At 55.2% G+C, this 14258-nt stretch carries 11 protein-coding genes and 1 pseudogene; 10 read left to right on the top strand and 2 right to left on the bottom strand.

Annotated elements, in window-relative coordinates; all coding sequences use genetic code 11:
- The first annotated feature begins 6 nt into the window (after positions 1-6).
- From DVR09_RS11340 to DVR09_RS11315, 6 genes are all read left to right on the top strand, one after another.
- Positions 7-1056 (top strand): glycosyltransferase family 4 protein, encoded by a 1050-nt coding sequence (locus DVR09_RS11340; RefSeq protein ID WP_162814952.1) that lies wholly within the window; start codon positions 7-9, stop codon positions 1054-1056.
- Between the two features lie 49 nt (positions 1057-1105).
- A complete protein-coding gene (wecB, locus tag DVR09_RS11335) occupies positions 1106-2173 on the top strand; it encodes a non-hydrolyzing UDP-N-acetylglucosamine 2-epimerase (RefSeq protein WP_115417018.1) in 1068 nt (355 codons plus the stop codon).
- Between the two features lie 4 nt (positions 2174-2177).
- Positions 2178-3404, top strand: coding sequence for a glycosyltransferase family 4 protein (locus DVR09_RS11330; protein ID WP_115417017.1), 1227 nt, complete (start codon positions 2178-2180; stop codon positions 3402-3404).
- Positions 3405-3514: 110 nt separating this feature from the next.
- Positions 3515-4111: a sugar transferase gene (locus DVR09_RS11325; RefSeq protein ID WP_174223745.1), complete on the top strand. Its 597-nt coding sequence runs from the start codon at positions 3515-3517 to the stop codon at positions 4109-4111.
- On the top strand, positions 4108-4755 hold the full coding sequence (locus DVR09_RS11320; RefSeq protein WP_115417016.1) for an acetyltransferase: 648 nt from the start codon (positions 4108-4110) through the stop codon (positions 4753-4755). Before DVR09_RS11325 ends, DVR09_RS11320 begins: the two co-directional genes overlap by 4 nt.
- A 2-nt stretch (positions 4756-4757) precedes the next feature.
- Positions 4758-5891, top strand: coding sequence for a DegT/DnrJ/EryC1/StrS family aminotransferase (locus tag DVR09_RS11315; protein WP_275543157.1), 1134 nt, complete (start codon positions 4758-4760; stop codon positions 5889-5891).
- Positions 5892-5964: 73 nt separating this feature from the next.
- On the opposite strand, the pseudogene DVR09_RS11310 reads toward DVR09_RS11315, so the two are convergent.
- Together DVR09_RS11310 and DVR09_RS11305 are read right to left on the bottom strand one after the other, a co-directional pair.
- Positions 5965-6069: pseudogene (locus DVR09_RS11310) on the bottom strand (IS5/IS1182 family transposase); the annotation flags it as partial.
- 12 nt (positions 6070-6081) lie between these two features.
- Positions 6082-8046, bottom strand: coding sequence for a polysaccharide biosynthesis protein (locus DVR09_RS11305; protein ID WP_115417014.1), 1965 nt, complete (start codon positions 8044-8046; stop codon positions 6082-6084).
- Positions 8047-8473: 427 nt separating this feature from the next.
- Here DVR09_RS11305 and DVR09_RS11300 point away from each other — a divergent pair, with 427 nt between their 5' ends.
- From DVR09_RS11300 to DVR09_RS11285, 4 genes are all read left to right on the top strand, one after another.
- Positions 8474-9880 (top strand): O-antigen ligase family protein, encoded by a 1407-nt coding sequence (locus DVR09_RS11300; RefSeq protein ID WP_115417013.1) that lies wholly within the window; start codon positions 8474-8476, stop codon positions 9878-9880.
- 70 nt (positions 9881-9950) lie between these two features.
- Positions 9951-10679, top strand: a complete 729-nt coding sequence (locus tag DVR09_RS11295) for a polysaccharide biosynthesis/export family protein (RefSeq protein ID WP_115417012.1) — start codon at positions 9951-9953, stop codon at positions 10677-10679.
- Positions 10676-12844, top strand: coding sequence for a GumC family protein (locus DVR09_RS11290; RefSeq protein ID WP_115417011.1), 2169 nt, complete (start codon positions 10676-10678; stop codon positions 12842-12844). The genes DVR09_RS11295 and DVR09_RS11290 overlap by 4 nt, the downstream gene beginning before the upstream one ends.
- Before the next feature lie 50 nt (positions 12845-12894).
- Positions 12895-14010, top strand: coding sequence for a hypothetical protein (locus DVR09_RS11285; protein WP_162814951.1), 1116 nt, complete (start codon positions 12895-12897; stop codon positions 14008-14010).
- Positions 14011-14258 lie beyond the last annotated feature (248 nt).

The raw sequence follows: 14258 nt of genomic DNA, 5'->3' as shown, positions 1-14258 counted from the left end.
GAAGCTTTGAGCGCCCACAAGGCCGGAATCCGCACGGTGGTCGTCGGGCCGACAAAGGCGCCCGGTTTGAGTTGTCATAGCGGGATTCCGATTGTTTCCCTGCGGCAGCGAAACCATCGGCTATTGCGTCGTTTGTTGGCACCTATCGAGGCGTTCAAAACGGTACGCTCCATTAATCCGAAGATCGTGCATTTTCACGATCCCGAGATCTTGCCGGTAGCGTTGCTGCTCAAGCTTCTTGGCCACAAAATGGTTTGGGATATCCATGAGTACTACTCTAGGGTTCAGACAGCGCATATGCGGCTAGGGGTTCTTCGAACAGTGAAGCGCCTTCTACTCAGTGCGTTGGTCGAGAAGCTGCCCTGTGCTATCTTCGACCGGTCCGTGTTCCCAACTCAAGCTTTGCGCGCCGCGATTTGCGACAAATCTGACGCGATTGCCTGTGTTAATCTGTTACCTGTTGGCGAATTCCCGAATGTCGAGGGTCGGTCAGACAAGGAATTCGACGTGATCTTTATGGGTTCCATGTCGCCGTTCCGGGCAGAACCATTTCTCCACCTCGTGGACATCCTTTGTCAGCGGCGACCGGGCTTCAAAGTTGCGCTGTTGGGAGTGCCCACCAAAACCCAGTCGTGGATGCAGGCAAATGCGCCTCATCCACGCACGTTGGCCGCGATTACTTTCATTCCCAGAGTGCCCCATTCAGAGGTGTCTGGCGTCCTGCGAAAGGCGCGGATCGGGTTTAATTATCATCCGATGGACGAGCGCTTCAAAGTGGCCATCCCAATGAAGGTTTACGAGTATATGATCTGCGGCATTGCCGTCGTGTGTACCCGATTTCCTGAGTTGGCCGAACAGTTGGACCCAAGTGAAATGGTGCTTGTCGAAGGGGATGATCAAGCTACCTATGCAAACGTCATCTTGGAGTTGCTCAACAATGCTGAGCGGCGAGAACAGATCTCGCGAGCAGGCCAGGCTGCGGTAGTATCCCGCCTGAACTGGGAACGGCGCGAAGCACCAAAGCTCATCAAGATGTATCGAGATCTCTTGGCATAATGGTTAGCCATGTGGCTGATCCGCTCAGGATATTATTGAAAGACAAGCTATGAAAGTCGCTACAATCTTGGGGGCACGTCCCCAACTGATCAAAGCAAGTGTAGTATCCGCCGAAATGGCGCGTAGGGGGGTCGATGAGGCTATAATTCACACGGGCCAGCACTTCGACGACAACATGTCTAGTGTGTTTCTGTCCGAGATGGGCGTCCCCGAACCTGTGGTTAACCTGGGTATTGGTGGTGGATCCCACGGACAAAACACGGGGCGCATGCTGGAACAGCTCGAAGCCGAGCTTGTCCGCCTGAAACCTGACTGGGTGGTAGTTTACGGCGATACGGATTCAACATTAGCCGGGGCGCTTGCTGCCGCGAAGCTGCACATTCCAATCGCCCATATCGAAGCGGGCTTGCGCTCTTTTAATCGGGGAATGCCAGAAGAGATCAATAGGGTTGTGACGGATCATGTGGCGACCGCCCTGTTCACACCTACAGATACTGCCATCGAATGTCTGCGCAGCGAGGGCCTGCACGGAGATCGCGTTGTAAAGTCGGGCGATGTTATGTTCGACGTTGCAATCCAGTATGGCCGCGTCTCAGATGAGCAGAGCACGATTGTTGAGAAGCTCGATCTGGAAGGCGTTAACTTTATTCTGGCTACCATTCACCGAGCCGAGAACACTGATGATCCCCAGCGTCTGAAAGCGATCTTTGGCGGATTTGGCGAACTGCAGAGATGCATCGTGCTACCGCTGCATCCCAGAACAAAGAGCCGGATCACGACGTCCAGCATCACACTCCCGCCGAACTTGAGAATTATCGACCCGGTTGGTTATCTCGACATGCTCGCGTTGGAAAAAAACGCACAGCTGATCGTGACCGATTCCGGTGGTGTACAGAAAGAGGCTTTCTTTCACGGTGTTCCTTGCGTCACCCTGCGGGACGAAACCGAGTGGGTCGAATTAGTGGATATGGGATGGAACCGCCTTGCGAGCCCCACGAGTGCGGACGCTGTGGTCGAGGCAATTAGGCAGACCGATTCAGGCAATCGCAAAGATGGACAGCCTTACGGAACCGGGAACGCATCGCAAATCATCGTCGATTCGCTCCTGCACTGGTGAACCTATGAAAAATGTATGGATGCTAAACCATTACGCCATTGCCCCCAATGAATCCGGCGGCACCCGGCACTTCAGCCTTTCTCGGCATCTGCGCGATTACGGGTGGGAAAGTAGCATCGTCGCAGCCAGCATTGAACATGATAATGGTAAGCAGCGCCTCGAAACCGGCAGAAAGTGGCGGATCGATTTCCACGACGGGGTCCGATTTCTTTGGTTGAGGACTCCGCCTTATCGCGGCAATGGTGGCGGCCGCATGATGAACATGCTCGCGTATTGTTTGCGCGCTTGCCAACATGCGTCCACGCGCGATCTCCCTCGACCTGATGTGATTATCGGATCCAGCGTGCACCCATTCGCGGCCGTGAGTGGAGCATTTCTCGCCCGGCGGTTCGGTGTGCCGTTCATTTTTGAGGTGCGCGATCTCTGGCCGCAAACTTTGATTGACTTGGGTCGCTTAGAGCAAAATAGCGGCATGGCCAAGGTGATGAGGAAAATTGAGCTGTGGCTTTATCAGCGGGCTGCCAGGATTGTAGTCCTGCTGCCGGGTGCTGGAGACTACATAGAGCCGCTTGGGATAGACCGACACAAGATCATCTGGCTGCCGAACGGTGTCGAGCTCGAGGGAGCTAAGGTGCCTGAACCAGCTGCGAACGACGACGAGTTCATCGTTATGTACTTCGGTGCGCATGGTACGGCGAATGGCATCGAAAATATCCTTAGAGCTTTTGCGATTCTCGAAAAACGAGCGGGAACAGAGGGAATCGTGCTTCAACTCATCGGTGATGGTCCTGCCAAGCCGACATTGATGGAGTTGGCGAATGACCTTCAACTCAAACGAGTCACTTTTAAACCACCGGTACCCAAAAGCCAAATTCCTACTCTTGCCGAAAAAGCTGATGCATTTGTATTCAATCTGATCGCAGCGCCGGTTTTCAAATATGGTATCAGCTCAAACAAGTTATTTGACTATTTAGCTGCGGCGCGGCCTATCATCTTCTGTAGTGATGCCGCGAACAACCCCATTGATGAGGCACGGGCCGGGGTCACGGTTCCGCCCGATAGCCCTCAGGCATTAGCGGATGCCATCGTCCAGTTAGCGGCGATACCGGCTGACCAACGGGCACAAATGGGCAGGGCGGGACGCAAGTATGTTGAAGCAAAGCACTCGTACCAGCAACTTGCCAGAGAGCTCGCCGCAATCTTGGATGATGTGGCTGATTCGAATAAATAAGCTCTGACTTGGCGCACCTGTTGATCCGCTGCTCCCGGTTGTGTTTAGTCCCGATGCGGATGCACCTCGTTTGGGCCGATAGACTTTTTGAAATGTAAGGAGCCCATTAGTTGATCAAGCGTGCTTTCGATATTTTGGGGGCTGGGATCGGGCTGATTGTTCTATCGCCGGTTATACTTGTGATCTCTCTAATCATTAGGGGCCGGATGGGTGCGCCTGTTCTGTACCGGCAGACGCGGCCCGGGCGGCACGGCATACCCTTCCAAATGATCAAGTTCCGCACGATGCGTGATGCAGTCGACGAGCAGGGCCGTCTCCTTCCAGACGGCGAACGGCTAACCGGTCTTGGTCGCTTTCTCAGGTCTAGCTCGCTTGATGAACTGCCTGAACTGTGGAACGTGCTGAAGGGCGAGATGAGCTTGGTAGGTCCGCGCCCTCTGTTGATGGAATATCTGCCGCTATACTCTCCTGAGCAGTCCCGTCGACACGAGGCCCGACCTGGCGTTACTGGTTGGGCGCAGGTGAACGGGCGCAACGCGATCTCCTGGGACCAGAAGTTCGCGTTGGATGTCTGGTATGTCGATAATCGCTCGATCTGGCTCGACTTAAAAATTGTTTGGCTCACCATCGTCAAGGTAGTGAGGCGAGACGGGATTTCTGCCGCGGGAGAGGCCACCATGTCGAAGTTCAAGGGGGTAAAGGAATGACTTTGTACGGTGTTTATGGCGCAAGCGGCTTCGGACGCGAGGTCATGCCTTTGCTATACGCACAGGTAGGCGACAATCCCGATGCCCACTGCGTTTTTGTAGACGACTCCGCCGCCCAAGAGACGATCAATGGCCACAAGTGTGTCACCTTTGAGCAATTCGTTAATTATCCATCCACGGATCGAGCTATCACTCTTGCAATAGCCGACGGAAATATTCGAAGAAAACTGGCGACCAAGTGTAAGGCGGCAGGACTTCGATTTCTTTCCGTAAAGGCCAGAAACTGCATGGTTCTCGACCAGTCTCCAGTTTCGGAAGGAATGATCCTATGCGGATTTGCGACAATAACATCCAATGTTACGATCGGCCACCATTTCCACGGCAATATATATTCCTACGTCGCTCATGATTCCGTGATTGGCGATTTCGTAACCTTCGCTCCAGGAGTTATGTGCAACGGCAATGTGCATATCGAAGATCATGCCTATATTGGAGCGGGCGCGGTGTTGCGTCAAGGCAAGCCCGGAAAACCGCTGATCATTGGCGCTGGCGCTATCGTCGGCATGGGCGCGGTCGTCACTCGCGACGTGCCACCGGGCACCACCGTCATCGGTAATCCCGCTAAACCTTTGGTCAAGGATTGACGATGCGTATCTATCTCTCCCGCCCCCACATGTCTGGCGTTGAGGAACTTCGCGTGGCCGAGGCATTTGCTTCGAATTTCGTGGCTCCGCTCGGGCCACAGCTTGACGCTTTCGAGTCATCCGTGCGCGCCTACCTAGGCTCGACAGTACATTGCGTTGGTCTCTCATCTGGTTCAGCAGCCTTGCATCTCGCTTTGCGCATCGCGGGCGTCGGCCCGGGCAGTGAGGTTTGGATTTCGTCCATGACCTTCGCAGGCGGCATATTTCCGGTGAACTATCTAGGAGCTTCGCCGCGTTTCTTCGACCTCGACCCGAAGAGCTGGACCGTCGACACTGCGCTCCTTGCCGAGGAGCTTGCCAAGGCTGCCGCAGAAAACCGTCTGCCGAAGGCCATCGTGCCCACCGACCTCTACGGCCAGTCCGTCGACCTTAACCCGCTCGAAGCATTGGCCGCCCAATACGATGTACCCCTTATCGTCGACAGCGCGGAAAGCCTCGGCGCATCCTATCTCGACGGACGCAAGGCGGGAACTGGCGGCGACGCGGCGATTCTTTCTTTCAACGGTAACAAAATCATCACCACCTCAGGTGGTGGTATGTTAGTGACAAAGCATAAAGCATGGGCCGACGAGGCTCGCTTTCTTGCCACGCAGGCGCGCGATCCAGCGGCACATTACGAACATTCTACGGTTGGCTACAATTACCGGTTATCGAACATTTGTGCCGCTATAGGCCTTGGTCAGATGGAGGTTCTGGATGAAAGAGTCACAAGGCGAAGAGAAATCTTCGATCGATATCGTCAGGGACTAACACATCCGGGAATTTCCTTTATGCCAGAGCCTGAAGGTTCTTGGTCTACGCGCTGGCTGACAGCACTAACAATCGATCCGGTTGACACTGGTGTGTCGCGAGAGGACATTCGGCTAATGCTCCTCGAGCATCAGATCGAGTCACGCCCGCTTTGGAAGCCGATGCATACACAACCGCTCTATTCGGGCACTCGGTATCACGGCTCGGGCGTCGACGAACGATTGTTTGAACAAGGTCTATGTCTACCTTCGGGAAGCGATATGACAAATGAGCAGCAAGACGAGATAATAGAGCGCGTTAGTTTTTTATTGAACGCAGGGCCCTGAGGGGAATATTATTCCAAACGTAATTGACGCTAGGTCTCGTGGATGAATCTCGACTGTGCATGGGATTCAAGGCTTATTGCGGCAGCCAGAAGATGACGGTTGCGGCGATGTAGATGGCGGACATAAAGGCGTAGGCGCAGCGGTCATAGCGGGTGTAGATGCGGCGCCAGTCCTGGAGATTGACTAAAGCTTATCCAATTGAGGTCATGACCGTTGATTGCCGGTGGGCGGGATCTATCTCCTTTGCTGCGCGCCAAACGAGATCTGAAAGTTCTTCATCAAGGGGGGTGTAGTCGAGCGGAAGCGCCTTCAGTATCGAATGAATCTCTGGAAGGTCGAAGGCTTTGCAGGCCGTCAAGAGACGATCAATTACGGGCATAAGTTGCTCGGGTGACATGGCGATTTCGCGCGCTGTCATGACGCGAGGGTGTTCGGTCCCCTGAGGTTTGTTCCCGATAAGCAATTCCTCGTAAAGCTTCTCCCCTTTGCGAAGCCCCGAGAAGCATATCGGGATGTCGCCATTCTCCGGGGCCACTTCTTCGGGATTGTCGACAAAGTAAGGCGTGAGACCGTGTAGCTTCACCATTGTCACCGCAAGATCAGCGATCCTGACCGGTTCGCCCATATCGAGGACAAAGACATCGCCGCCCTTAGCCATTGCACCTGCCTGAATGACTAATTGGGCTGCTTCCGGAATCGTCATGAAGTAGCGGTTGATATCCCGGTGCGTCACGGTCACAGGGCCGCCGGCCTCGATCTGTGAGCGAAACCGCGGGATGACCGAGCCAGACGACCCGAGGACATTCCCGAACCGCACCATAGAGAAGGTCGTCCTGTGTTCCCCTTGGGCGAGCGCCTGACAAATCAACTCCGCAATTCGCTTGGTAGCGCCCATCACGCTGGTTGGCCGAACGGCTTTGTCGGTCGAGATCAGAATGAAGTCGCTGACGTTGTTCTCGCTCGCCAGTTTGGCAACTGTCAATGTGCCAAACACGTTGTTGCGAATTCCCTCGACGACGTTCTCCTCGACCAGAGGTACATGTTTGTATGCAGCGGCGTGATAAATCGTCTCAACCTGGAATGCCGTGATCGCCGCATTTAGCCTCTTTGCGTTCTGGACGGACCCAAGAATGGGAACAATTCTGATGTTCGGTTCGAGATGCTTGGCCAGTTCGCTTAGCTCCTGTTCTATTGAGTAGAGCGCGAATTCGGAAATCTCGAATAAGACAAGCGTTTTTGGCTTTTGAACGAGGATCTGGCGGCATAACTCGCTGCCGATCGAGCCCCCGGCGCCCGTCACCATAACGACCTTGCTTGTGATATTGCGCTTCAGCAGCTTTTCGTTGGGCGTTACGGCGTCGCGCCCGAGAAGATCCTCGGCGGTCACGTTCCTCAGTTCTGAGATTTTGGCCTTTCCGCTAATTATGTCCGAGAGGCCCGGTATGGTCTTGACCTCGAGATTCATGCTTTCAAGCGAAGCGAAGATCTCGCGGCGCCGCGTGTGGCTTAGGCTGGGCATGGCCAGCAGCACGACTTCCAGTCCAGTCCCATCGGCAAGGCGCGGGATTTGTTGAGGGGAGTAGACCGGAAGGCCGCTTATCGTGAGCCCCTGAAGATGTCGATCGTCATCGACGAACGCAATCGGGGTGTAGTCCCGACCGTGGAAGAGCGAATTCAGCAATTCAAGGCCAGACTCACCCGCGCCGTAAATCACAACGGGCTGCTTGGTTACCTGAATTGGCCTGCGAAAGATGTGCCGGAAAACAAATCGTGACCCTCCGATGGACAGAAACAACAAAAGTCCGGATATGATCGGCACTGACCTGGGAATGCCCGAGATGAGCAAGCTATTGAGGAGGAGAAGGGACACTGCGAAAGCGAGCACACCTTTCATAATCGAGGCTAGTATTTTGCCTGTCACGAAACGCACTAGCGAACGGTAGAGGCCCGCAAACCAAAACACGGCGATTGCCACTGCGGAGGAGATCGCGACAGGCAGCCAGATTTCGATGTTTTTGAGAAAATCAATACTTTCGAAACGGATGGTCATTGCTGCGAGGAAGCAAAACACGATCAGTCCGGCATCGAGGATGAGCTGGAATGCAACCTTCCGCGGTCGGCTCAGGGTCGAAAGATGCCCAAGGTTATAAGTCATTCAAATTATTCCGCACCAACTCTTGATTTCAAAAGCGCGTGTTTCGCGTAGGGCAAGCGAGGGTCGTGCACAACACATTCGCCGATAGTGGGCTTTCGAGTTCAAGCCAGCCTCAGCACGGCCGCGGCAATCGAGCTACCACAATAAGACAGGGGGCCATGGATGGCGGTGTGGTTCGCGTTATTTCGGATTTGCGATGACTGAGCGAACAGCAGGCAAACGCGGTGTCCAGGCTGCGGTGTAGTGCGCTAGGTAGCAAGCGCTTGGATATCCTAGGGTGCGAGTGGCGCACGGCTGATGGGATGATTCAGTCTCTCAGCGATAACTGCCTGTGGACATTGGCTTCGCAATATGTGTTAGGCAATGCGCGATTATGTCGGAATGAGAATATTTTGCTTGTTTTGGAGAGGCAGGGGTCATTTTTAGAATGGGTTTTGACCACGAACGAGGGAAACGCGCACTGGGACTGGAGCGGAGTCCGACAAAAGGCTGGGTGGTATTGGGGCTCCTGGCAGCGCTTGTGGCGCTTACCGGTGGGGCGTCGAGATTCGATGCAATTCAAATCATCCCTCTGCGTACCTTAAGTGCGCTCTTTTTCATTCCAGCGCTATTCTATATCAGCGCGACAAAGGCGAGAGACGAGCGCACACTTCTCGTCCTGTTCGCCTGTTTTGCATCGCTAGTAGTGATACAGCTTCTGCCGTTGCCGCCTGAGTTATGGCACGAATTGCCAGGCCGCAGTGAAATCTTTCGTTTGGATGCCGCGCTGGGTCTCGAAGACGTCTGGCGTCCGCTGACGATGACCCCCACTCGAACCTGGAATGTGCTGGGCAGCCTCGTGGTTCCTGCGGCGGGGCTTCTGCTGTCGGTAGCGTACAGTGCCAGTACCCTGACGCTTTTGCGCCTTATCGCGGCCTTGGGTGTCCTCAATGCCACCCTTAGCCTACTCCAAATCATAGCGGGTAGCGCGAGCCCCCTTTACCTTTACGCGCTCACCAACAGGGGTGGTGCAGTCGGGGTCTTTGCGAACGAGAATCATGCCGCTTTCTTTGCGGCTTGCTCCATGCTGGTCGTAGCGATCCTCGGTATAAGGGTGCGCCAACTGCCGGGGCGGACATGGGAGTCGCTGGCGTATCCCTTCGCTTTCTTTTTGATCGCCATTGCTTCACTAACCGGTGGTTCGAGAGCTGGTTTCGCAGCATCTCTGGGTGCGATTGTAATCTCGGCTCTCATGTTGATCTGGTCTCCGGGTGCCCGCCGAGGCCATTCGGCGGCACGTTCAGATACCAGCTGGCTCGATCAACACCCCCGCCTCATCTTGGCCTTTCCGGTCATATTTATTGGGGTCGTCGCTGGAGCATTCATAGCGCTCGACCGTACCCCTGCCTTTCGCGATATTCTTGCAAGCGACAGCTTTGCCGACCTCAGGTGGAGCATATGGCCGGTAATGGCTGAAATGCTAGGAGCGCATTGGGTATTGGGAACCGGGTTCGGATCATTCGAGCAGGTCTATCAGATCCATGAGCCCGCAAAATTGCTTATGCCTCAGTATGTCAATCAAGCGCACAATGATTGGGCGCAATTGATCATCGAAGGGGGGCTGTTTGCCGCCCTTATCCTAACTACGTTGCTCGTCTGGATGGCCAAGGCTGTCATCGCCTTGTCCGCGCGCCGGCAGACACGCGTTCTAGCAATCTTCTGGATAAGCATTTTTGCCATCCTTGGGCTTTCGTCTATAATTGACTATCCTTTGCGCACTCCCCTGTTTCAGCTTGTCTCAATTTGGCTTCTTCTTGGGCTTTCTCGCGATCTGCGTGATATGAAAGCCACATAGGCCACTGGCATCGGTGAGTTGAATTTAGAGGTGGCTTTTCTCTTCCTGGAGTTGCGCTAAGGCGCCCATCATGAGGATTAATCGATCAGTGAACAGAATTAGAAATGCGGGGGTCGGTCTGGCGCTTGCCGCCGCACTCACAGGGTGTGCCACGACGGACCGGAGTTATGGGGAGGCACCCGAAGTCGAAATCGCGCAACTTGAAGAGTTGCCTGAGCCTGGCGTTGAGAATCTGTACATTATCGGCCCTCAGGCAACATTGGAAATCGAGGTTGTGGGAGCCGAGCGACTGAGCGGCAAATATCTTACGGATGGGCAAGGGGGTATCTCGTTCCCACTTGTCGGCCTCATTGACCTCAATGGACTGGCCCCAAATGAGGCGGCCGACAAGATTGCGGATGTCTTGCGCGGAGCTTATCTTCTTAATCCTCAGGTCCGTGTAATCCCCGAGGATATCCCGCTGCCGACAGTCTCGGTCGGGGGGCAAGTCGAAAAGCCTGGTGAATACGCCGTGCTGGGACGCCAATCCCTTTTGCGGGTCGTGAATCAGGCGGGTGGATTGTCGCAATATGCGAAGCTTGACGATGTTCTAATACTCAGAAGTGTTGGGGGTCAAAAATACATAGGGGCTTATAATATGCAGGCCATCCAGCGTGGTAATTACGCGGATCCGACAGTATATCCTAACGACATCGTCATCGTTGGTGATTCGCCCAGCCGCAGACGCCTCGACACTATCTTGCAGTTCGTGCCCCTGCTCTCGACTGCAGCCATCTTAATCGATCGGATTGGACGTTGAATACTCTTGATTTTGATGCACCCGAATTTGCGGCGCGAGAGAATCGGGGGGGCGATTTCGCTGGGGCGAATTCGGCCGGTGATGGTTCTTTTGTGTTCGATCTGGAGCGTTACTGGCATGAAGCATTCGCTCTGAAGTATTGGCTGGCGGGTATTGTGGCGCTTGGCCTAATGCTTGGCGTTCTCCTTACGTTGCTCTCTACTCCACTCTATCAAGCAAGTGCACGCCTCGAAGTCTCGCAGATCACGGTTGATGTCACGAACCTCGATACGCTTGATACCGAAAGCAAGATTTCGGAACTCCAGTATTTGAACACGCAGTATGAGCTTCTCCTTTCGAAGTTTATGGCAAAGCGCGTGATGGAGGCGGGGAATTTGAGCCGCGATGAGGAGTTTCGCGATGCCTTTACCTTAGTCGACGGGCCCTATCTCGAGTCCCGAATTGAAGAAACGCTCTTCGCCAACGTAAGTATCGATCCAATCACACAGTCGAGCCTTGTCGATATTAAATTTTCGAGTCCCAGTCCCGGTCTCTCGGCCCGAATCGCAAATCTCTGGGCGCAAGAGTTTGTAGCCGCGAATTACGAGAAACGCTTCGGAGCCAATATCGAGGCGAGGGATTTCCTCCAAAGCCAGATTGGCGAGCTGCGTGAGCGCCTGGCTGAATCCGAACAGCAACTGGTCGAATATGCAAATGCAAATGAAATTTTGGTTCTGAACGCCGGAGGCGATTCAGGATCCGAGGGGGCGGGACAGACTCTTGTTGGTGCAGACCTACAGGCGCTAAATACTGCATTGGCGGAAGCAGTCGCGGATCGCGTTAGCGCGCAAGCGGCGGCTATGGGTGGCAATTTCCCTGTCAATGATCCTCGCAACGAGCTGCTGACTACATTAAGTGAAAGCGAAGCTGAGCTCGCGGTGTTGCGCTCGACCTTTGGCCCCGATTACCCGCAAGTTCGGGAAAAACAGGCTGAAGTGAGTTCGCTGCGCTCGGCGATCGCTTCCGGCTCGCGAGACCTTGTCCAGTCTGCTAGGATAAGGGAGTCCGAATTGCGCGATCAGGTCGAGCGGGTCAAGCAGCGGTTTCTGGGTCAACAGGGGCAGGGTATACGCTACGGTATTCTCAAGCGCGAAGTCGACACCAACCGCGAAATTTACGATGCGCTCCTACAACGCTTCAAGGAGCTAGAGGCATCGGGCGCCGGCCAGAACAATATTCAGATCATCGACAATGCCGACGTGCCGACCGGACCTTATGCCCCATCGCTGATCAAGAATCTTCTGATCTCATTGGTTGCAAGCTTGGTTTTTGTGGCAGGCATGGTTTATCTTAAGGTTGCCCTGAGCCAGACCCTGCAAGATCCGGACGACGTTCGTAAGCGACTCGGTATTGCTCTGCTGGGCGCGATTCCTCGTGATAAGCAAGGTACGATCATCGAGAGCCTCACGGAGCGCTCGTCCGAGATCAACGAGGCTTATACGACTGTCAGAACAAACATGAACTTCCTGACGCCGAAAGGTGCGCCCGAAGTGCTTATGTTCACCTCGTCGGTTCCGGCAGAAGGAAAGAGCATCTCCTCTGTTGGTGTGGCGACGAGCTTCGCGCAGTTGGGCAAGCGTACCCTGCTGATCGACGCCGACCTGCGCAATTCCAGGCTTCGCGATTCGCTCGACTTGCGTGACTACGACAGGGGGGGGCTGGTACCATTGCTGGCTAACCAAGAAACTGACATGGCGTCGCAAATTATCCATCTTGAAAGGTTCGGTTTCGATTTTCTCCCGATGGGCCGTACGCCTCCTAATCCAGTGGAATTGCTGGCCGGCGAGCGCTTTGCCCGGCTCATCGAGGAAGCGCGAGCGACCTACGATCAGGTGCTAATCGACGGTGCGCCGATGCTTGCTTTGGCCGATGCGATTGAGATTGCCAAGGTCGCTGACGGCGTCGTTTTTGTGATCGAAGCGGAGCGGATCAAACTTCGCGGCATCGAGAATGCGCTTGGACGCCTTCAGCGATCGGGAGCGCATATCTATGGTGGCATCGTGACCAAGGTTAGCGAGAAGAACTCGGCATATGGTTATGGCTACGGATACGGCTATGGTTATGGTTACGGCTATGGCGAGGACAAGACGGAAGGGGAGGCTCTACGGGCTCGTTCTGACCAATGAAACCGGCTCATCCAGTCCGCCTTGCCGTCCTTTCGGTATCTGGGCTTGCTTTGGCGGCTGCACTTGCGGTCCAGTCGGCCGGGATAGCGCTCGCTCGCAAGTCTCCGGATCTCGCCGTGGAGTTGTTTCCACTCAATGGTCTGGCCTTGGAACGTCTAGCTACCGTGACGTTCCTCGCAACCTCGGTAGAGGGGGGGGGCGCGGATTTGGGTCCCCTGTCTCCTGAAGAACTGGCCGCCACTGCATATCGCAATGAGCCGCTAGTGCCTGAAGCACAGGCGATCCTTGCACTATCCGAGCAGGACGAGAAGGCGCGGTCGCGGATTGTGGCCCTCGCATCGCGATTGGATCGCCGAGAGCCGAGGCTTCAGGCGGTGGTCCTCCAGGAACAGGTCGCGGCGCTCGACTATCCAGGAGCGATCGCGACGCTTGATCGTATCCTGCGGGTCCGGCCCTCGCGATCACAGGATATGTTCCCGACCCTTCTCGCGGTATTCGTACAAGATGGAGCGGTCGCGGAATTCGCTCGCATTCTGGACGGCAGTTCACCATGGCATCAAGCGTTCTTCGAATATGCTGTCAAGCAACCCGAAGCCTTACGGAACCTGCTGGCGCTGCGTGGGAAAGTTTCCTTCGACCATCAGGAACTCGATCAGGAACTCCTAAGTAATCTCGTCAAGCAGGGAGAAGTCACGGCGGCCTTTAGGTTCTACGAGCAGATAGCTAGCAGCGGAGGAGGAGGAGGCGTGCTTGGCGCGCTTTCTTGGAGTTCGGCCTATGCGCCGTTCGAGTGGAGCTTCTCCGATGAAGCCGGGTTACGAGCGCAGCCGAGCCTTGATGGGAAGCGTCTGAACCTTTCGGTGAAGCCCGGTAGGGGAGGTGTCGTCGCCCGCCGCCTGATCAAAGCGCCGGAGGTTCCCTTCGTAGTGCAAGTGGAGCATGACATCCGATCGCCACAGTCCGTGCAGGACATCAACATCGTCCTGCAATGCGCGAACGACGGGACCGCTATCGTGGATGCCAATCTGGCGAGACAGGGCGAAGGTTACGAGATCGGAAGCTTGCCGAGCTCGTGTGCGTTTGTCGAAATTCTAGTTGAGGCAAGAGCCTGGTCGGGGCGTTCTGCCCTCAATGCCGAACTGGTCGGCATCCGCATCGTCACGTGACGGGCTGTCTTGGCGCGTAGCCCCCACCATCATCAGGAATCCGTGCATTCCCCGTAACACGATAGCCAGAGAGCCACGATGCGGCTTCGCCGTCGCTTCAGTGATGGGCAGCTCCGCCGCGTCGAGCGGCTCAGGAGTAGTCGGATGGCTATCTTGGCCATAGTTGGGTTACGAAATATCCAGCTAGCGTCCTGAGCCCTCCATTCCCTTTCGCTCGAGACATAAAAAAGCCCGCCGATTCGGCGGGC

Source organism: Erythrobacter aureus, assembly GCF_003355455.1.
In the GTDB taxonomy this organism is placed as follows: Bacteria; Pseudomonadota; Alphaproteobacteria; order Sphingomonadales; family Sphingomonadaceae; genus Qipengyuania; species Qipengyuania aurea.
This window is presented reverse-complemented; position numbering and strand designations above follow the sequence as displayed.